The sequence below is a fragment of the Crocosphaera chwakensis CCY0110 genome (assembly GCF_000169335.1).
GTDB lineage: Bacteria > Cyanobacteriota > Cyanobacteriia > Cyanobacteriales > Microcystaceae > Crocosphaera > Crocosphaera chwakensis.
In genome coordinates, this window is record NZ_AAXW01000015.1 from 62477 (window position 1) to 82499 (window position 20023).

15 protein-coding genes are annotated in these 20023 nt (G+C 38.8%); 6 read left to right on the forward strand and 9 right to left on the reverse strand.

Annotated elements, in window-relative coordinates:
* Positions 1–229: 229 nt before the first annotated feature.
* The 3 genes from CY0110_RS11775 to CY0110_RS11785 all read right to left on the reverse strand — a co-directional run bounded on the left by CY0110_RS11775 (position 230) and on the right by CY0110_RS11785 (position 5042).
* Complete coding sequence (locus CY0110_RS11775) at positions 230–3319, reverse strand: peptidase domain-containing ABC transporter (protein ID WP_008275659.1); 3090 nt, start codon at positions 3317–3319, stop codon at positions 230–232.
* 605 nt (positions 3320–3924) lie between these two features.
* Positions 3925–4293: a hypothetical protein gene (locus CY0110_RS11780; RefSeq protein ID WP_008275660.1), complete on the reverse strand. Its 369-nt coding sequence runs from the start codon at positions 4291–4293 to the stop codon at positions 3925–3927.
* A gap of 101 nt (positions 4294–4394) precedes the next feature.
* A complete protein-coding gene (locus CY0110_RS11785) occupies positions 4395–5042 on the reverse strand; it encodes an MBL fold metallo-hydrolase (protein ID WP_008275661.1) in 648 nt (215 codons plus the stop codon).
* 111 nt (positions 5043–5153) lie between these two features.
* Here CY0110_RS11785 and CY0110_RS11790 point away from each other — a divergent pair, with 111 nt between their 5' ends.
* The gene (locus CY0110_RS11790) at positions 5154–6650 is read left to right on the forward strand and encodes a site-2 protease family protein (protein WP_008275662.1); all 1497 of its coding nucleotides are present in this window, start codon (positions 5154–5156) and stop codon (positions 6648–6650) included.
* Positions 6651–6748: 98 nt separating this feature from the next.
* Here the strand turns inward: CY0110_RS11790 and hpsU are convergent, their stop codons facing one another.
* Positions 6749–7342 carry a hormogonium polysaccharide biosynthesis acetyltransferase HpsU gene (gene hpsU / locus CY0110_RS11795; protein ID WP_008275664.1) on the reverse strand — a complete coding sequence of 198 codons (594 nt, stop codon included), beginning with the start codon at positions 7340–7342 and terminating at the stop codon, positions 6749–6751.
* Positions 7343–7346: 4 nt separating this feature from the next.
* Complete coding sequence (locus tag CY0110_RS11800; RefSeq protein ID WP_008275665.1) at positions 7347–8297, reverse strand: glycosyltransferase family 2 protein; 951 nt, start codon at positions 8295–8297, stop codon at positions 7347–7349.
* A 314-nt stretch (positions 8298–8611) separates the two neighbouring features.
* Here CY0110_RS11800 and CY0110_RS11805 point away from each other — a divergent pair, with 314 nt between their 5' ends.
* From CY0110_RS11805 to CY0110_RS28580, 3 genes are all read left to right on the forward strand, one after another.
* Positions 8612–10084 carry an efflux RND transporter periplasmic adaptor subunit gene (locus CY0110_RS11805; protein WP_008275666.1) on the forward strand — a complete coding sequence of 491 codons (1473 nt, stop codon included), beginning with the start codon at positions 8612–8614 and terminating at the stop codon, positions 10082–10084.
* Positions 10085–10140: 56 nt separating this feature from the next.
* Positions 10141–13266 carry an efflux RND transporter permease subunit gene (locus CY0110_RS11810; RefSeq protein ID WP_008275667.1) on the forward strand — a complete coding sequence of 1042 codons (3126 nt, stop codon included), beginning with the start codon at positions 10141–10143 and terminating at the stop codon, positions 13264–13266.
* A gap of 287 nt (positions 13267–13553) precedes the next feature.
* Entirely contained in the window at positions 13554–13853 is a 300-nt protein-coding gene (locus CY0110_RS28580) for a ChaB family protein (RefSeq protein ID WP_008275668.1), read from the forward strand.
* A 72-nt stretch (positions 13854–13925) separates the two neighbouring features.
* On the opposite strand, the gene CY0110_RS11820 is transcribed toward CY0110_RS28580, so the two are convergent.
* Positions 13926–14378, reverse strand: a complete 453-nt coding sequence (locus CY0110_RS11820; protein ID WP_008275669.1) for a universal stress protein — start codon at positions 14376–14378, stop codon at positions 13926–13928.
* Positions 14379–14431: 53 nt separating this feature from the next.
* Between CY0110_RS11820 and dusA the strand changes: the two genes are divergently transcribed.
* A complete protein-coding gene (gene dusA, locus CY0110_RS11825) occupies positions 14432–15457 on the forward strand; it encodes a tRNA dihydrouridine(20/20a) synthase DusA (RefSeq protein WP_008275670.1) in 1026 nt (341 codons plus the stop codon).
* Positions 15458–15473: 16 nt separating this feature from the next.
* On the opposite strand, the gene CY0110_RS11830 is transcribed toward dusA, so the two are convergent.
* The 3 genes from CY0110_RS11830 to CY0110_RS11840 all read right to left on the reverse strand — a co-directional run bounded on the left by CY0110_RS11830 (position 15474) and on the right by CY0110_RS11840 (position 18939).
* Complete coding sequence (locus CY0110_RS11830; protein ID WP_008275671.1) at positions 15474–17141, reverse strand: choice-of-anchor I family protein; 1668 nt, start codon at positions 17139–17141, stop codon at positions 15474–15476.
* 149 nt (positions 17142–17290) lie between these two features.
* On the reverse strand, positions 17291–18469 hold the full coding sequence (locus CY0110_RS11835) for a cysteine desulfurase family protein (protein ID WP_008275672.1): 1179 nt from the start codon (positions 18467–18469) through the stop codon (positions 17291–17293).
* Positions 18470–18558: 89 nt separating this feature from the next.
* On the reverse strand, positions 18559–18939 hold the full coding sequence (locus tag CY0110_RS11840; protein WP_008275673.1) for a DUF7682 family zinc-binding protein: 381 nt from the start codon (positions 18937–18939) through the stop codon (positions 18559–18561).
* Between the two features lie 574 nt (positions 18940–19513).
* On the opposite strand from CY0110_RS11840, the gene CY0110_RS11845 reads away from it, so the two are divergent.
* Positions 19514–20017 (forward strand): hypothetical protein, encoded by a 504-nt coding sequence (locus CY0110_RS11845; RefSeq protein ID WP_008275674.1) that lies wholly within the window; start codon positions 19514–19516, stop codon positions 20015–20017.
* Positions 20018–20023: the final 6 nt, after the last annotated feature.

Here is a 20023-nt window from a genome sequence, read left to right on the forward strand (position 1 = left end):
TCTTCTAGAAGAGGCAGAAGGCAGAGAGCAGGAGGCAGAAGGGTTTTAAAGCTTTAAGCTATTAATTTTAAAAGGGGGTATCTCAATCGGATTTGGTATTACACAAGGTTAGTTAACGTGGAAGTATGCAAGTTAGCAATGAAATCCCTGTGGATGCTTTTGGAGGCGGGGGAGAAAGCAGAAAATCCCTCTCCCTGCTCCTTGCTCTTCTGCTTACCTCCAAGAAAAGTTAAAGATTGAGTTGTTGCTCCGCTAAATGAGCATAAATGCCTGGATCTGCCATTAACGCTTCATGGGTTCCGTGTTCAACTAAAATTCCCTTATCTAAGACAAGGATGCAATCAGCGTTGCGAACTGTTGAAAGACGATGAGCAATAATAAACGTGGTGCGATCGCGGGAAAGACGACTGAGGTTTGCTTGAAATCTGCGTTCCGATTCGGTATCAAGAGAACTGGTTGCCTCATCTAAAATAAGAATCGGGGGTTTTCCTAATAAAGCACGGGCAATGGCAATACGCTGTCGTTGCCCCCCTGACAGATTCATTCCCCGTTCCCCAACCTTGGTGTTGTATCCTAATGGCATACTCTGGATGAAAGCGTGGGCTTCTGCTAGTTGGGCTGCCTTTACCACTTGTTCTAAAGTAAATTCAGGGCGGTATAGGGTAATATTCTCAAAAATTGTCCCAGAGAATAAAAAACATTCTTGAGGAACTACCCCTAATTGACTCCGTAAGGATTGGGGAGAGATATGGGTCAAATCATGTTCATCGATGTAAATGGTTCCTGACTCTGGGGGATACAGTCCCTGAAGCAACTTTACTAAGGTGGTTTTTCCTGAGCCACTACGCCCTACAATGGCAATGGTTTGTCCTGGCTGCACTTCAAAGGAAATATTCTGTAAGGTGTTGCGTTCCTCGTCAGGATTATACCGAAAGGTAACGTTATCAAATTTGATATGCCCTTTCAAGGGGGGTAACTGCAACCTGGGTTGACCGGGTATTTCTTCGGGTTGGCTGTCAAAAATATCATTGAGTCGTTCAACAGAAATCAACACTTCTTGCAATTCATCCCACAAATTGGCTAAAGAAAGAACGGGGTTGATCACTTTGCCAATCATCATATTAAAGGCCACAAATTGACCAATGGTCAGTTGATCTTGAATCACCAACGTCGCCCCATACCAAAGGAGTGCGGTACTGCCAAGGGAGTTAATTAAGCCACTGCCGGCTTGTAAGTTAATTCCTAATTTTTGACTGCGAAATCGAGCATTAAGATAATTAGTTAAACGGTCTTCCCAACGCCAGCGTAGTTCTTTTTCTGTTGCGGTGGCTTTAACCGTAGCCACTCCTGTAATGGTTTCGACTAAGGCTGAATTTTGTTCGGCCGAACGATTAAACACATCCCTCGAAACTTTCCGCAATAAAGGGGTTGCTCCCAGGGTTAACAACATAATCGGAGGGATTAAGGCCACAATTAATAGGGTCAGTTGCCAATTGTAATAAAGCATCAACCCTAAATAGACGAATCCCATTAAAAAATCTAACCAGGCTAACACCACCTGATTCAGTAAAAATCGCTGGATTTTTTGATTTTCATTGACCCGTGTAATGATATCCCCCACATGACGAGATTCAAAAAATTTCAGGGGAAGGAGTAAGGCATGATTAATGAAACCACCAATCATCGTCAAGTCCAAACGGTTAGATAGATAGCTGAGTAGATACTGTCTAACCCCCGATAATAAAACACTCCAAATACCAAATAAAAGAACCCCCAGAGCAAACACATTTAAAGTGGTCAGACTCTTGTTAACCACCACTTTATCGAGGATAATCTGGGTAAATAAAGGGGTGACTAGGCCAAAAATCTGAATAAGCAAAGAGGCTAGAATAATCTGTATGCCTAAGTTTCGATAAGGTAAGAGTAATCTTACGAATCTTCCCAAAGAACGTTTTTCGGTGGGAACTTGATTTAACTGTTCGGTGGGATCGAGTAATAAACCGTAGCCTGTCCATCCTGCGATAAATTCTTGGCGAGGGATTAGACGTTTGCCCTGGGCTGGATCGGCAATGAGAAGGCGATCGCCTTTGACTCGATAGACCACCACATAGTGATCCCCTTGCCAATGGGCGATCCAAGGATTTTTTTCTTCGATTAAACGGTTTAAACTAGCTCGTACCGGCCTGGCTTGATAACCTAATTTTTCAGCAGCCTTCCCCAAATTTTTTAAAGAGGCTCCAGAACGCCCAACCCCTGCTAAGTCTCGCAAAAAGTTGAGATTGAGCCTTTTTCCCCAATATTGACTAATCATAGCTAAACAGGTGGCACCACAGTCGGCTGAACTCTGTTGTTCAATAAAGGGGTAGTTTTGCCATAATCCTTTGCGCTTTTTTAAGGGTTTGGGAAATTCAACCGTTGATGATTCTGGGTTGGGAGGAATAGGGAGTGGCTCAGGAATAGAAGCAGTTGCAGGAGGAACAGGTTGAGCTGATTTTTTTGTAACCGTGGGGGTTGGGATCTTTGAGGAAGTCTTCGATGACGAGGGTAAGCTAGGGGCGATCGCCCTAACAGTATCCCAGTCCTGTTGGAGAATTTGATAGACTTCAAGATCAGTTTGAGCCACCCAAGTTGAAGGAATGGTTTCAGGATACCCAAATGAATGACCTATTTCTAGGCCAACATTTTTAATAACTCCTTGACACAACCACAAGCGACTGGGTTGTTGTCTTACCCAGGATGCCAGGTTTTCTCCTGCTTGAATTCGTTGATGGTGGATATAAGGTAATAGTTGTTGTAGTCTGAGACTCGAAAGGCTTCCTAGGTTAGTAAAGAGCTTAAAAAAGATTAAGGTTTGTCTTTGTTGGGCAATAGTAGTTAGATGGTTTTTCAGTTCTGGTAGCTTTTCTAAATAGGATTGTAGTTGAACAGATGAAATTTTAGCCACCTGCACAGGGACTGAACCCACAGCGATCGCACTATAAGGCCAATTCCTCTGATCACCTAACCCATCTCCCCCAAAAATGTCCCCTTCTTGGAGTAATTGAATTGAGACATTTCTCTGTTTAGTTTTCTGAAAACTGACTAACCTAACTTGACCTTGACAAACAATATAAACATTTTGCTCAATGTCTTGATTGTGTCTATTATTTTCAGAACCTTTAGGAAAGGTATTAATTTCATCTCCAAATTGACACTCTAAGATTTCAAACGTCTTAGCTAAGTCCAACCCTAATGCTTTGGTTGGGTAAATTGTTTCAAGAGTGTCTAATATTTTCTGCCAAGGTTCTTGCTTATTTAGGGTATTGTTGTTAACATTCATTTTTTTGGAATCGTCTAATAATGAACATAAATGGTGTTTCAGATGCCTAGTGTTCAATTGTTAACAGAAACTTAACATCACTAAGCATTTGTCTATAGTTAGGAAACTTTTAATTAATACTAGAGTTATTTGAATGAATTCAAATGAGTAAGGTGTCTCTATTCTCATTTAAAATCAAAATTAACAAAATAGTGTTATCGCAGTGTATAACTTCATGTATAACGTTAAAGTTTACACACAAAAACATTGAAATACTGAATCTATAACCCTCGGTAGTCTTTACAAAACAGTTGAGGTAAAGCTGGTTAGGAGATTATAAGTTAATAAGCCATCACTAATGCACTGCTAAAATTAGCAGCCATAGCATAAGTTGCGATTCAAGTGAAGACGCTTTAGAACTAGACCAATGAATTATCATACAATGATAACAGGCATTGGGACAAAAAAGCTAAACATAAGAAGACTTAGACCAAATTCTTAGTTGATTTACGCTATAAATGGTCTATTTGAAGTAACGATCTAATTTTTTTGATAAAAAAAAGGGCTTAATAATATTAAGCCCTGAGCAGATTTCAAGCTAAGTTTTTTTAAAAAAATGAGAAGATTTATTTCTTCATACTACGAGCCATGTTACGGAACATATCCATGCTACTATCAGCTTTACGACGTTCTGTATTAATAGAGGCTGTTCCTGAAGAGGTAGTAGTCTTATTCCCTTGATTAGAAGGACTTGTGTTGTTTGTTCCTGCTTTTTTCTTTTCTAAAGAAGAGATATCTTGAACCAGTTCACCCCCTTTAGCAAAGGTACGTCTAATCGTGATGGGTTTACGCATAAACTCCGTGTCACCTAGGCTTTTTGCTGAATCATTATCTAAGAAAAATGCTTCTTTTTTCTGGGGTTGGGCTGATGTGTTATCGGGTTCATCAACAAATTTTGCTTTACGTCCGCTAAATAATCCAAAAAATCCTGCCATTGGAATTTGCTCTCCTAACGCTTTTATGAGAAAAATATTTCTATATGTTACAGTTTATCAAAAAATATTAAAAAATTTCAAAAATAGAACAAAAACATCATTTAGCCAACTTGAGAAAGTCGTTCATAGGCATGATCAATGAACCCTTTCCCTCGTAGGAAACCTGTATTAGCTCCAGGGCAGATATAATGAAGCGTATCAGGGGAAAACCGATCGCATAAATAAGCAACACTTTGCAGTTGACGGCCCCAATGAAAAGTTTTCTCTAATTTCAGGGGAACGGGATTTCCATTTTTCTCAGGAAGTAGATGTCGTCCGGTGAATAATACCCCCCCATGTTGTTGCCAGTAAAGACAGGATGACCCCGTAGAATGACCAGGAGTCCATAAAGCCGTTAGGGTTTGAGCGATCGCCATTTCCCTTTCAAAAGACTTAACTGGTATGGTAGGTAAAAGATAAGCTTCTTGTTCTTGGATAATAATGTCACAGTCTAACGCCTTCTGCCATAATTTTAGAGAAGGACTAATACCCCCACGATGGGTCACAAACAGACCTTTGACTCCTCCCAGTTCTTGGATAAACTGAAGATAATCATCGTGGTAAGCAGGACAATCGATCAAGATGTTACCAGACTTTTCTACAATGAAATAAGAGGTTCCCCCTAAAATCTCTCGGTTTGGAGCAAAGGAAAATAAACCTTCTAATAACATACGGGGAGGTTTCGGACTTTTAATGGTGTTTAAATTCATTTATGGTGACAACTTCTCTACAATAGAAAATAGATGCTACCCCTTTATTATTCCTCAATTGGTTAATTATCCCTAGGAAGAACCATCCTTAATACAAGTTCAACTGTCAATATGTGGTTACTATTAATTATTTTAGGCGCAATTACATACTATCTCGTTAAAAAAACCGTTGCTCCCATTACTCGCACACCTATTTGGATTATCTGGTTAGTGATGATGATGCCGGCGGTCGTCTGGACAACATGGTATGAAATAAATGGAGAAGATAAACCGATTCCTCCTCTTTGGATCATTATCCCTCTGGCCATTTGTCTCCCTATCTATTTCTGGTTAATTGGACTAGGGAGAATTCCATCTTCCGACCAACCTAAAGAAATTACTCAAGACTCACCTCCCCAACTTCAAGCGTTAGAAAAACCAACTCAAGAAACTGAAAAAGTTCGTCCTATCACAGCAACAGAAGAAAAATCCTTACGGGATTGTTTTCCTTGGGGAGTCTATTATTTACAAAATTTAGATTATCGTCCTCAAGCCATTCTCTGCCGAGGAAAACTACGCACAGCCCCAGAAAAAGCCTATAATTCTATTAAAAAAAATATTGAACAAGTATTTGGCGATCGCTTCTTAATTCTCTTCCAAGAAGGATTACAAGGAAAGCCCTTTTTTGCTTTAGTTCCTAATCCCTGGTCAAAAAGTGAAACTGACAATAATAAAAGCGAAGAAAAATTAAAACGACCCTTATTTGCCCTAGGATTACTATTATTAACCCTATTAACCACAACCCTTGTAGGAACGATTTCCATCGCAGGAGTTGCTACAGAAACTATCAATAATGATCCCAGTGTCTTATTACAAGGATTACCCTACAGTTTAGGTTTAATTACGATTTTAGGCGTTCACGAATTTAGCCATTATTTGACGGCTGTTCGCTACAAAATTGCCACGACATTACCCTATTTTATTCCGATTCCTTTTTTCTTGGGAACCTTTGGTGCATTTATTCAAATGAAATCTCCTGTTCCCCATCGCAAAGCTTTATTTGATGTGGGAGTTGCCGGTCCATTAGGGGGTTTTATTGTTACCCTTCCTCTTTTATTATGGGGAATTTCTCTATCAGAAATTGTGCCGATGCCGACGGCTGAAAATGCTTCTTTACTGAACGTTGAAGCTCTCGATCCTCGATTTTCTTTCCTATTTGCTATTTTAGTTAAAGTGGTTTTAGGGAGTAGTTTCATGGCAGGAAAAGCCCTTCATCTTCATCCTTTAGCAGTGGCTGGTTATATCGGATTAATAGTCACAGCACTGAATTTAATTCCTGTCGGCCAGTTAGATGGGGGTCATATTGTTCATGCTATGTTCGGGCAGAAAACTGCAGTTATTGTCGGTCAAGTTACTCGCATTTTTATGTTAGTTTTAGCCATGATTCGTCCAGAATTTTTGATTTGGGCAATTTTATTATTTTTAATGCCGATTATGGATCAACCCGCTCTTAATGATGTGACAGAATTAGATGATATACGGGATTTTGTTGGTTTATTTTCTTTGGTTTTATTGATACTTATTTTACTCCCTGTTCCCGGTGCTATTAGTCATTGGTTACAGATTTAAAGCTCTTTTGTCCTTGGAGGATAGATAAATCGTGAATAAACGACCTTTATTTAGTTGACTTTTATCGGTCAAATTTCCTTGATGATAATGGGCGATTTTCATGGGTTCATATTTCTAGAATAATGAACTTTGCAAGGACTTCCAAAAGCTACCATAGCAACAGGAATATCCTTAAAAACGCTGCTTCTAGCCCCAATAACGGCATTAGAACCAATCTCAACCCCAGGGGCAATAAAACAATCGGTCGCTATCCAAACCCCGTTACCAATGACAATAGGTTTAACCATTAAATTAAAGGTTTTATCTTTAAAATCGTGGCTTCCTGTACATAAATAACACTTCTGAGAAATAACACTATGAGACCCAATTTTTATCGCTTCTAAACTATAAAAAACCACATCATCCCCAATCCAACTATAGTCCCCAATGCTAACCTTCCAAGGATAGGTAAAACGGGCTGTCGGACGAATAATAACTCTTTTGCCAATGGTAGCTCCAAAACGACGCAATAGCGAACAACGAAAGCCATTAGCATTGTGTAAACTTAAGGGAAAGGCAACCGATTGTATCAACCACCATAGTAGGACATACCAGCCAGGACGACCCCGATCATACCAAGATTGGTTATACTGACTTAAATCAACCCAAGGTTGATCATCAGTAATGGGAGCAGAATTAGACTCTAATTCCATTATTTTATAACTTAACTTTTACCGGTTCTGAGTTTGTTTTTGAATCAGTCATTTGAGGATTAGTATTAACATTTAATTGTCCGCCAAATTGTCGTAATTCATAAAGTTTTACCCCGATTTGATACTCGTATTGACTGAGCAAACGACCATAAATATAACCAGCCTGGCCATCTAAAAAACCTAAACGAATAAAATAGAATAACACAAATCTCAATAAGGGTTTAAAAGGAAGTCTTACCCATATCTTTTTGAGAAATCTTTTTCTTTGCACTGCATCTCCAAACAGGTTAGCCCCAATAGTTCCATTATCATCTTGTCCTGCTAATAAGTTATAATATACTCTGGCTTCCCAATTAGAATAACGGTTATGTCTTTGCAACCAATGATAAATATCACGGAAATCAATATGCAGCATATCTTCTTTAAGATAGCCTACATTTCCTTGTAAAATAACGTGTTCATGAACTTCATTATCTCCCGTATTAGGAATGTCTTCTGTATTTAAGTTTTCATAACGTCCTAATTTGTGGCGAAATAAACGTAAATTCCAGTCGGGATATTTACCACCGTAACGAATCCATTTACCTAAGAAAAAGACTTTACGATTAAGATAATAGCCATTGAAATTTTTGTCTTTAATAGCTTGTTCTATTTCGTCCCATAATTCAGGAGTAATACGTTCATCACAATCAACAATTAAAACCCATTCATTGCGAAAAGGTAAATTCTCTAAAGACCAATTTTTCTTTTTCGGCCAACGTCCATTAAAATGAAATTGAACCACATTGGCTCCATATTGCTTACTGATCTCGATAGAGCGATCGCTACTTTGAGAGTCAACTACAAAGATTTCATCCGCTCTAGCAACACTTTCTAAACAAGCAGGTAAATTAAGTTCTTCATTCAAAGCGGGAATGAGGACAGAAACAGGGACTTTAGCCGTCATTTTAGACATTCTGGTTAAGGGTTAATTTTTATCAATATTATAGGTAATAGGAAATCACGGGGAGTCTTTACAGCAGGTTTCAATCGAGTGTATCAAAATTTCAGTTAAGTGAGTGTAGGGAGTATTCGCATTTTAATGTTTAATGTATGCAAATGAAAACTGCTTTTAGGAGTCAACCACGTATAAGGGTTTCAATCATTGTTATATTAAGAAATATAAAGACAACAAAGTAAAAAAAAAGACAAAATTGAAACTGAGGATCAATGTTTGACACAGAACAACTTCTGTCTTCTAAGGAAAATTCTAACAGGAAAGTTAACAAAATGTCCGAAAAAAAAGAAAAAAAGACCCAGATAGGGCGTTTGCCACTTGTTTTGGGCATTTTAATTTTAATAACCGCTACGGGATCTGGTGTAACTTGGTGGTTGACTCACCAGAGTAAAAATCAATCATCATCAGCATTAGCCCAACAAACTCCCCCTACATCCGTTAAATTAGATACCCTTCAGCCTGGGGTTGTCAAAACAGTTTCCGAGGTGGTGGGAACCCTCGAAGCCCAAGACTCAGTAATACTAAGGCCAGAAATTCAAGGCCGTATTAACGAAATTTTAGTTCAAGACGGCGATCGCGTCGGCAAGGGACAATTAATGGTCCAACTCGATAACAATGATTGGCAAGCGGAATTATTAGAAGCTCAAGCACAACTGGCTAGCAGAAAAGCCCGTTTAGCCGAATTAGAAGCTGGAAACCGTGTCGAAGATATACAAGAGGCTAAAGCTCGTTTACGGGAGGCTAAAGCTCGTTTAAACAATGCTCAGACCGGTGGTAGTCTAGAAGAAATTGCTCAAGCTCAAGCTCAAGTTAATTCAGCCCAAGCTAGTGCGGAGTTAGCGAAGCAACGGGTAGGCCGTTACGAAAACCTCGAACAAGAAGGGGCTATTTCCACCGACGAATATCAAGAATACGTTACAGAAGCTCGTAGTGCCTCTGCTGAGTTAGAACAGGCTCAACGCCGTTTATCCCAATTGAAAAAGAGTCGTCTCACTAATGTTGATGAGCTACAAGCTGCCGTCGAAAGGGAAGAACAAAACCTGCGAAGATTACAAACTGGCCCTCGTCAAGAAGTTATCGCTCAAGCAAGAGCCGATGTAGCAGAAGCCATCGCTCAAGTGCGTACCGCCGAAGTGAATGTCAGTAAAACCCGTATTGTTGCTCCTATTTCTGGCATTGTGGGAGATATTCCTGTAGAAGCAGGGGACTATGTGGATCAAGGGGATACCTTAACCACCTTAACCCAAAATAATCTTTTAGAACTCAATTTATCCATTCCCTTAGAAGATGCTTCCCGCTTACGGTTGGGTTTACCAGTACAAATTCTTGATAACCAAGGAAAAGCGATCGCCACAGGAAATATTAGTTTTATTTCTCCTAATGTCACTGCTGACTCTCAATTAGTGTTAGCAAAAGCGACTTTTGAAGGTAATAATCGCTCTTTATTAAACCGTCAATTTATTCAAGCTAGAATCATCTGGCAACAAGGCCAAGGCTTATTAGTTCCAACTACAGCAGTGTCTCGCTTAGGAGGGCAAACCTTTGTGTTTGTCGCTCAACCCAATGAATCGAACCAAGAAAATGCAGCCGAATTAATTGCAGAACAAAGACAGGTGGAATTAGGGGAAATTCAAGGTAATAACTATCAAGTAATTAGTGGATTGCAGCCAGGAGAAAAAATAGTCACTGCTGGCATTTTACAGTTAAAAGACGGTGCGCCTATTGCAGAAGTTAAAACTCCGTAGGTGCTTAATATTATTAAGTCCTTACCAAAATTATCAATAATCAGAAGGTTTAGGTAATGAATTTTGTTGATTTTTTCATTAAACGCCCCGTTTTTTCCTCTGTGTGTGCCTTACTAATTTTATTAGTAGGATTAATTAGTTTATTTAATTTGCCTCTGGATCAGTTTCCTGAAATTGCTCCGACTAGGGTTCAAGTTGAATCGACTTATAATGGTGCGAGTGCGGAAGTAGTAGAAAATGCTGTGACTAATATTTTAGAACGACAAATTAATGGCGTTGAAGGACTTAAATATATTAGTTCAAGTAGCAGTAATAGTGGAACCAGTAGTATTACGGTTACCTTCGATTCTTCGAGAGACCCCGATTTAGCTGCTGTTGACGTACAAAATCAAGTATCTGTCGTGCAATCGCAGTTACCCGATGCAGTACAAAGAACTGGAGTTCAAGTCAGCAGACAATCCGATAGTTTACTGTTAGGAATTGGCTTATATAGTGATAACAATCGGTATGATAATGTCTTTTTGAGTAACTACGCTGATCAATATTTAGTAGATGCCTTAAAACGTCTTGATGGGGTAGGAAATGTCCGCATTTTTGGGGAGCGTCGTTATGCTATGCGTCTTTGGTTAGACCCCAATAAACTAGCCAGTCGAGGGTTGACAACTCAAGATGTGGTTAATGCTTTATCAGAACAAAATTTACAAGTGGGTGCCGGAAAAATTGGGGCAGAACCAGCACCAGAAGGTCAACAATTTCAGTTTGATTTACGGGCAATTAGTCAATTAAAAGAGCCTAAAGAGTTTGAAAATCTCTTATTAAAAACTGATGAAAATGGTGGTTTAGTTTACTTTAAAGATGTAGGAAGGGCAGAATTAGGGGCGGAAGATTATAGTTCTTTTCTTAGGTTTCGAGGACAAGAAGCGGTTGGGATGGGAATCTACCAACGAACAGGATCAAATGCGTTAGAAGTGGCCAAAAAAGTTGAGCAAGAAATGGATCGCCTTTCGGAATTTTTTCCCCCTGATTTACAATATGTAGTTGCTTTTGATACCACTCAATTTGTAGAAGAATCTTTATCAGAAGTGGTCAAAACTCTTATCATGGCGGTAGGATTAGTTATTATTGTTATTTTAATCTTTTTACAAAATTGGAGAACTACCTTAATTCCTGCTTTAACTATTCCTTTAGCCCTAGTTGGAACATTTGCCTTTATTAAACTGTTTGATTTTTCAATTAATAGTTTAACTCTCTTTGGTTTAACCCTAGCAACCGGGATGGTCGTAGATGATGCCATCATTGTTGTTGAACAAATTAACCGCTACATAGAAGATGAAGATATGTCCCCTCAAGCAGCAGCAAGCAAGGCCATGGGAGAACTGTCATCGGCAGTTATTGCCACTTCTTTAGTGTTAATGGCAGTGTTTATTCCGGTAGCATTTTTTCCAGGAACTACAGGTGCTTTATATCGACAATTTGCTTTAACAATTGCTTTTTCTATTGTTATTTCTACCTTTTTAGCCTTAACGCTAACACCTTCTTTATGCGCTTTATTATTAGAAAAGGGACAACAATTACCCGGCTTTTTAGGAACTATTTTTAATCAATTTAACCACTTTTTAGATTGGGTAAAAGCACAATATCGGCGATCGCTTCATACCCTCTCTAATCTGCGTCTGGTGGTAGTGGGTGTCTTCGTGGTCTTATTATTGGTTACAGCATGGCTATATACCAAGGTTCCCACTGCTTTTACCCCAGAAGAAGACCAAGGCTATTTCATCACCATTATTCAAGCTCCTCAAGGGGTTTCTTTGCAATATACCAGCGAGGTGATGCGACAGGTAGAAAACGTTATTTTAGAAGAACCTGACGTTCAAGCTACTTTTGCAGTGGGTGGGTTCGCGTTTGGGGGTAGTAGTGCCAACCAAGGGGTAATTTTTAGCCCTCTCAAACCCTTTAAAGAACGTCCCGGTCCTCAACATTCGGCGCAAGCGATTATTGGTAAACTATGGGGTAAATTTAGTCAAATACCGGAAGCGAATATTTTTCCGGTTAACCCTCCAGCTATTCGGGGTTTAAGCAACTTTGGGGGTTTTGTTTATCAATTGCAAGATCAACAGGGAAGCGAAGATATTAATAAGTTAGTGCAGGTAATGGGTCAATTATTAGGTCCCGCTAACCAAAATCCTGCTATTGGTCAGGCATTTAGTCGCTTTTCGGCCGATACCCCTCAATTTGTCATTGAAGTCAACCGTAATAAAGCCCAAGCATTACAAGTTTCCATCGACGATATTTTTAGCACTCTCCAAACGGCTTTAGGATCTCGCTATGTGAACGATTTTACGTTACAACAGCGCACCTATCGGGTTTATGTGCAAGCAGATCAGGAATTTCGTGCTGATCCTCAAGATATTAATCAATTATATGTGCGATCTCAAACCGATCAAATGGTTCCCTTATCTAATTTAGTGACCCTAACCTCCACCACTGGGGCCCAAACCATTAGTCATTACAACCTTTATCGTTCCGTAGAAATTAATGGCAGTCCAGCGCCGGGGGTGGGTTCGGGAACCGCTCTAGAAGCGATGGAAACTGTCTCAGAACAAGTGCTTCCCCCAGGGTTTGGTTATGAATGGTCTGGGACTTCCCTTGAAGAACTTGACTCAGCCGGTCTTGCACCTGTTATTTTTGGTTTAGGGTTGTTATTCGTGTTCTTAGTCTTAGCTGCACAATACGAAAACTATATCGATCCTTTTATTATTATTTTGGCGGTTCCTTTGGCTATTTTAGGAGCATTAACGGCACAATTATTAAGGGGATTTGCTAACGATGTTTATTGTCAAATTGGTTTAGTCATGTTAATTGGTTTAGCTAGTAAAAATGCGATTTTAATTGTGGAGTTTGCGAACCAATTAAGAGATGAGGGTTTACCTTTAGTTAAAGCAACGATAGAAGCAGCACAAGAACGCTTAAGACCCATTTTAATGACTGCCGTTTCTACTTTATTAGGAATTTTTCCCTTAGTAGTAGCAACCGGTGCCGGTTCAGGAAGTCGTCAGTCTTTAGGAACGGCGGTTTTTGGAGGAATGTTAGTAGCGTCTTTCTTAAGTTTATTTGTAGTGCCTATTCTGTATATTGTGATTAAAATGACTACCGAAAAATTCTTACCTAAAAAATCATCATAAATTCTAACGTAGGGGTTTAATACTATTAAACCCTTCTACCTATTCTTAATTTAGAGAACTTATGCCCATCCCCATCAGATAAGGCTTTCAAGCATCGCTCCTCATATCAACTTTTCTTGGTGCAAGATGTGAGTATTGCTAAATTTAAGTCTTTAGACATAGTTGAATTAATTTATTGAATTGAACTTAGTTAACTAAATGGAACCAAAGAATGATTTGTATTGATGGATTTTTTGCTTTAATAAAATCAAACAAGCATAAGAAATAGTTAGAAGGAAATTTGAATTATGACATACGCACGCTTAGAAGAATTACCAGCAGAAATTACGGATAAATTGCCTGAGTATGGACAGCAACTATTCATGACCGCTTATAATGCTAGTTTTGAAGACGGTCTCGACGAAGAAAATGCGACTAAGGTAGCTTGGAATTCAGTCAATAATCGCTATCAACAAGACGAGAATGGCAATTGGGTATCTAAGGGAAATTCTATGGCTGATCGTGGAAATATTGTCGGCACAGAAAAAGACACTAGCGATCCTATTGGTAACCGAGAAAACAACGCAGGAACCATGCGCGGTGGCTAAATTTACAACTTAAAAATGTGTTGAATTTTCGAGGGTATTATCTGTTTGATTTACCCTCGAATTTTATAACTTTTAAGTAATATCTCCATCGTGATGATAATCACGCCAAACTAACACAGGACATTGAGCTAAACGGACAACTTTTTCTGTCACTGAACCCAATAAAAAACGATTTAAACCAGTGCGTCCATGAGAAGCAATGACAATTAGATCAATGTTATTTTTTTTAGCATAATCAACAATTTCTAGGCTAGGATTGCCTATTTTTACCACTAAATTTAAGTTATCAACTAAAGATTTAGGATAACGTTCATAAAAAGCATTCTTAACATTACTCTGACGAGTATCATCATTTAAGGTTGACCAAATAACACCCGGATCAACAGATTCTAAAGGCAACAAAATATTAATAACCGTTATTTTATTTGGATCTTTAATGAAATTTAAAGTTTTATCAAGAGCATTAAAAGAATCTTGAGAAAAATCAATCGGAACCAAAATGCGATCGCCAACGAATAAACTCATAATAGTAAACTATTAAAGTAGTGACCAGTTACCAGTTATTGGTCAGACGAATAATGAATGATAATCAAACGAATTCAATGAACCCCTTAAGTGTAGCACCGATGATGGATTATACTGATCGCCATTTTCGCTACTTTATGCGACAGATAACCCGCCATACCTTACTTTATACAGAAATGATTGTCACTGCGGCCATTAAACACGGCGATCGCTCAAAATTATTGGACTTTTCTCCAGAAGAAAAACCCCTATCCTTGCAACTGGGAGGCGATAAACCCCACGAATTAGCGGAATGTGCAATCATTGCCGAAGATTGGGGTTATGATGAAGTTAATTTGAATGTCGGCTGTCCGAGCGATCGCGTTCAAAGTGGACATTTTGGGGCCTGCTTAATGGCTAACCCTGACTTGGTAGCCCAATGTGTTGAGAAGATGCAAAAAGCCGTTACTATTCCTGTTACCGTTAAGCACCGAATTGGTATCGATGACCAAGATAGTTATGAAAACATGGCACAATTTGTAAAGGTGGTTTCTGACGCAGGATGTCAACGCTTTACCGTACACGCAAGAAAAGCTTGGTTAAAAGGCTTAAGTCCCAAAGAAAACCGTAATATTCCCCCTTTAAGATACGAAGCGGTTTATCGTCTTAAACAAGAATTTCCTCACCTTTTTATTGAGATAAATGGAGGAATTACCAATCTTGAACAAGTGCGAAATCATTTAGAATTAGTTGATGCTGTGATGATTGGCCGCGCTGCTTATGATAATCCCTATTTATTCGCCACCGTTGATCGAGATATTTATCAGGACAAGATAATTCAGTTGACTCGCCATGAAATTATCGAAAAAATGTTACCTTATATCGATGATTGGGTAAGTCGTGGCCATAAACTCCATAAAATTAGTCGACATTTATTAGCTATTTTTTCAGGTATTCCAGGGACAAAAGCGTGGAAACGACACATTAGCGAAAATGCTCATTTACCCGATGCAGATTCTAAAGTGATTGTTGAAGCGTTGAAAAAAGTTTCGAGAGAGGCAGAATTATCTCTACCCCTCTATTTCGAGTCTTTCAGGTAACTAGAAACTTATGCTTCTAGTTTAGATTTTTTCTACGTTTTAATAGTCGAAAACTTCCCATTAAACCAACAGTAATTAACCCTAACATGGAACTAGGTTCAGGAACTTGAGAAACACTAAAAATACTGGTGGTGCCACTGACTTCGTTCGCAACCACTAATAAAGGTGAATTAGTGGGACTATCTTCAGAGTTAATCAATAAGACCCCTTCAGGCCCCAAATCTCCAGCAGCAGAAGTCGTCACATCTTGGGTAAAGTCTCGATTATTGGTATAGCTGACAAAAGTAGGATTGTTAGGATTGGTGATGTCATAAATCATAATACCGCCAATTCTTTCTAAACCAATAAAGGCAAAGATGCGATCGCCTATTCTTCCAATGGTTACCGCTTCAGGTTCGGGTCCTTTATCATCACTACGATTATCGAAGGTATTGTTATCATTACTCGCATTGAAATATTCGGGTAAAAGTTGAGCTAGGAGAACCTCAAATTGATTGCCACTATCAAAAACTAAATTACCCTCTTCATCCCAAATGCTAAAAGAACGCGCACCATAGGCATAAAGTTCATCAAAATCTCCGTCTCCATCTGTATCACCTAGGGTATTCGTAATATTCAAACGACCTAAAACTTCGTCTTGCTGAAGTTCAGTTGCATTAGGAAAAGCATCGGGATCGAGGATAATATCTGCAACTCTATCTTCTTCACTAAATCCATCGTAATCCCTTGAGTCTCCTTCGTTGGCCGTCACGATATAAGTTTGACCAGCAACAGTATAAGAAGCGATCGCATCCGGTTGATACATCCCAAAAACATTATCATAGGTTTGAAGATTAATGACTCCATCTTCGTTACTTGCATCTAAGGAATTATTTCCTAAAGAATGATTCTTAAACCCAAGGGGAATAATCTCATCAAATTCTCCGTCAATTATGTCTAAAACACCTAGAGCATTGTTTTCTTGTAACGCTACCCAAGCAGTGGTTGAGTCCTCTGAAATGGTAATGTATTCCGGTTCTAAATCTTGCGCTACAGTTGCACCCGATCCAAAAATACGAACCCCTGCATCGATTAATTGCTGTTGACTAGCATTAAATGCTTGAAAACCGGCTGTAATAACATTGGATTGACTGAGAGAGTTAATGCCACCACTAATATCAATAATACTCACCGAACCTTCTGGATCAGTTAAATAATCATCGCTAGGTTCTCCTTCATTTGCCACTAAAACCTTGCTACCATCTGGGGTAAAGGCCAACATATCGGGTAAAGCACCCACCATAACGCTGTTTAAGAAGAGTCCATCGGTGTTATAGAAAGATACCATTCCTGGATCGGTTACGGTGCTTGCTTGTTCTGCTACCGCTACAACACCATTGTTAACCGCTACACTATTAACTCCTCCTCCCGTTAAACTGATGGGAGATAAAGCAATAGGATTTCTTGGATTATTAATATCTAAAACCGTTATTTCATTAGCAAATCCATTGACGACAAACACTCGACGACTGATGGGATCATAAGCTGGAATTTCGGCTGCACCTTCATCAAAAATGCCGGTTTCATAGGTTCCTAAAAGATTCAAAGAAAGTTTCATACCCTGTGCGGACTGGGAAAAGGTAAAGAATGACCCAAGAATAATAGATGCGGTGATTAGGGTTTGTAGATTTTTAAAAAGAGTCATGGGAACAAATAACAGTTCATTTTTTAATGATTTCTCGTTATTTATAACAGAATCTTCTCAATAAATCTTTCTTTCTTTAATAACCTGCTGTTAATCTCAAATTAACCTTAAAGAATTTGGTTTTAGTATTCAATGACATTATTAATTAATCATCTAGCCATAGCCAATTGTGGCATTAAGCGATTTAAAACTTGTTTTAATACCATCGCTGTCCAATCAATATCTTCTAGGGTTGTGTGTCGTCCTAACGTTAAGCGAATCCCCTTTATGGCTTCTTGTTGAGAGTAACCCATCGCTAATAAAATAGAACTGGGGCTTAATGTTCCACTATGACAAGCTGAACCAGCACTAATAGCAATTCCTGCTAAATTCATTTGACGGACAATCATCTTACCAGTTATTTTTTCTGTTTCAACGGTTTGGAAAGGATCGTTAACAATAAAACTAACATGATGAGGAAGACGGTATAATCTATCTCCTGTGGGAATGACATAAGGACAATCAGCCATTAAATCAAACAGGTGATCGCGTAATCCCATTAAGCGATCGCTTTCTGCGCTCATTTCCTTTGCTGCTAATTCGGCCGCCAGTCCAAATCCACCAATCACAGCTACTGCTTGGGTTCCTGAGCGTTTTTTACTTTCTTGACCACCACCTAAGAGTAAGGGTTCAATATTGACCCCTGGACGCACATATAAAGCGCCGGCTCCTTGAATGCCATAAATTTTATGTGCCGACATGGATAATAAATCAATGGGTAATCGTTGCACATCAATGGAGAGTCTTCCTGCGGTTTGTACTGCGTCAGTATGAAAGAGGATGTTATGGTCATTGGCAATATTGGCCAATTCTTCAATGGGTTGTACCGTTCCCACTTCACTTTGACCATAAATAACGGAAATCAGCACCGTATTAGAGCGAATAGCAGTTTTTAAGTCGAGAGGATTAATTCTACCCTGGCGATCAACCGGTAAACGAGTTACATCCCATCCTTGTGTTTCTAAACAACTGACCGGTTCATTAATGGCCGGATGTTCAAGACTAGAAATAATTAAATGTTGCGGTGTGCTATATTGTCTCGTGATGCCGAAAATAGCAAAATTGTCTGCTTCTGTTCCCCCTGATGTGAAGATAATTGACTCAGGATCAGTCGCATTAATTAAAGAACCGACTTGCACTCTAGCGGTTTCTATGATCATAGCAGCCCTTTGTCCCCATTGATGCAGACTAGAGGGGTTGCCCCATTGCTCTGTTAACAATTTGTTAACGTAAGCAACCACCTCTGAACGAGGGGGAGTCGTGGCACTATAATCTAGGTAAATTTGCATTATGGTATAAACTAAGAGTTTTCAGGTCAGGCAGTGGGTAATCTTAGACAAGAAGATAAAAATAGATAATTGAAGCAATCTATATTAAATTAATGCCCTGGCTTACATACATTATAATCTTCATGGGAAACAACTGCTTCTGGGGTTAAGAAATTGCCATGATCCCGACAAATTAAGCGATAATGTCGAGTCACAGGAATGCTAATAATAAAGCGATCGTGTCGTAGTCGTTTTCCGTGAAAAAGGCGATAGTCTTGCTGATTAGCCAGTCCTTTGAGAATTTGACGAGCTTTAAGAACGACATTTTTTGGGAAGGGTCTTAAATTGATGGGATCTTTATTAAAGGTTTCTTCCCAAGCATTTTTTTCTTGTTGTTTTTGTTCTATGGCCGTTTGTTCTTGGACGCAACGATGACAAAGTTTGCCATATCCTTTATGACCACAGGGAAAATTCTTTTTTCGTCTCGACATAATAAACTGTTATCGATGAAAAGCTTGCGATCGTGCCATATATCCAGAATACAGGGTGGTATGATCTCTAGCCAAATAACTTGAAAAAACGCAACAACTTTAACTTAATCCTCTACATTAATACTAAAGCACTAAGACAAAACCATAAAAACAACAAATTTTAATTCATCAAAGAACTCATCGGGTAAAGATCAAATTAAATACTGTCCCACTTCTTAAAACTTAAGAAAATTCTTGACGGCCATTAGAAAGTGATTGCACAATAAAGGTGGTTGTGAGGAATATTTTGATTCTTCTGTATATCCTAATTGACTTTAAAGGCTTTAGGGACACAGGTGAGCTTGTATAAAAGTGGGAAATTATTATTCGTTGGTTTTAAATAAACTTTTATATAAGTTTCAATCAAAAATAAGAAGGGTTGCTTGAATTAATTAATTCATCAGCTTGTTTTTCTCATAAGTTAAGTTTATCTGCAACAAAAAAAATCGCCTTTTTAGGTGATGTAGTTCTTTTTTTTGAGGGCTACAGTAGAGATGAATAAACCAGCAATTTAGGGATTTTTAAGAGACAAATTATGTTATTTAATAAATCAGTTTTAACATTACTCACTCCTCTTTCTTTATTATCATTGAGTGTCATTTCTGGGTTAGGTATTCTCAATAGTCGGCCAAGCCTTGCTAGTGACAGAGAGATAAATAGACATCAAGGAGAATTATTCGCACAAACGATAACAAACAATAAGCTACCTAACGGGACTTATTTATATGGTAGTTCCCATCAACCTGATGAAATTGGACAGGAGTATATGGTGTTTCAGGTCCATCAGGGAGAGATCAAGGGGGCTTTATATATGCCACATTCAGAGTTTAGTTGTTTTACAGGGAAGTTTGAGGGCAACCAAATGATGATGTCTGTTATTCATCCTTATGATGGCACTCGTAATGATTACTCTGTTGCCTTGCAAGTTCCTTCTACGGTCGCTAGTAATGGTCAATGGCCTGACATTAGCTTACAAGGCTTTTATCGTCTTGATGATATTAGTTTGAGCGATCAGAAAATTCTTGACACTTGTTCATAATTAAAA

Coding starts and splice junctions, on each gene's coding strand:
- CY0110_RS11775 (WP_008275659.1), bottom strand. CDS start 3,319: ATGAATGTTAACAACAATACCCTAAATAAGCAAGAACCTTGGCAGAAA.
- CY0110_RS11780 (WP_008275660.1), bottom strand. CDS start 4,293: ATGGCAGGATTTTTTGGATTATTTAGCGGACGTAAAGCAAAATTTGTT.
- CY0110_RS11785 (WP_008275661.1), bottom strand. CDS start 5,042: ATGAATTTAAACACCATTAAAAGTCCGAAACCTCCCCGTATGTTATTA.
- CY0110_RS11790 (WP_008275662.1), top strand. CDS start 5,154: ATGTGGTTACTATTAATTATTTTAGGCGCAATTACATACTATCTCGTT.
- hpsU (WP_008275664.1), bottom strand. CDS start 7,342: ATGGAATTAGAGTCTAATTCTGCTCCCATTACTGATGATCAACCTTGG.
- CY0110_RS11800 (WP_008275665.1), bottom strand. CDS start 8,297: ATGTCTAAAATGACGGCTAAAGTCCCTGTTTCTGTCCTCATTCCCGCT.
- CY0110_RS11805 (WP_008275666.1), top strand. CDS start 8,612: ATGTCCGAAAAAAAAGAAAAAAAGACCCAGATAGGGCGTTTGCCACTT.
- CY0110_RS11810 (WP_008275667.1), top strand. CDS start 10,141: ATGAATTTTGTTGATTTTTTCATTAAACGCCCCGTTTTTTCCTCTGTG.
- CY0110_RS28580 (WP_008275668.1), top strand. CDS start 13,554: ATGACATACGCACGCTTAGAAGAATTACCAGCAGAAATTACGGATAAA.
- CY0110_RS11820 (WP_008275669.1), bottom strand. CDS start 14,378: ATGAGTTTATTCGTTGGCGATCGCATTTTGGTTCCGATTGATTTTTCT.
- dusA (WP_008275670.1), top strand. CDS start 14,432: ATGAATGATAATCAAACGAATTCAATGAACCCCTTAAGTGTAGCACCG.
- CY0110_RS11830 (WP_008275671.1), bottom strand. CDS start 17,141: ATGACTCTTTTTAAAAATCTACAAACCCTAATCACCGCATCTATTATT.
- CY0110_RS11835 (WP_008275672.1), bottom strand. CDS start 18,469: ATGCAAATTTACCTAGATTATAGTGCCACGACTCCCCCTCGTTCAGAG.
- CY0110_RS11840 (WP_008275673.1), bottom strand. CDS start 18,939: ATGTCGAGACGAAAAAAGAATTTTCCCTGTGGTCATAAAGGATATGGC.
- CY0110_RS11845 (WP_008275674.1), top strand. CDS start 19,514: ATGTTATTTAATAAATCAGTTTTAACATTACTCACTCCTCTTTCTTTA.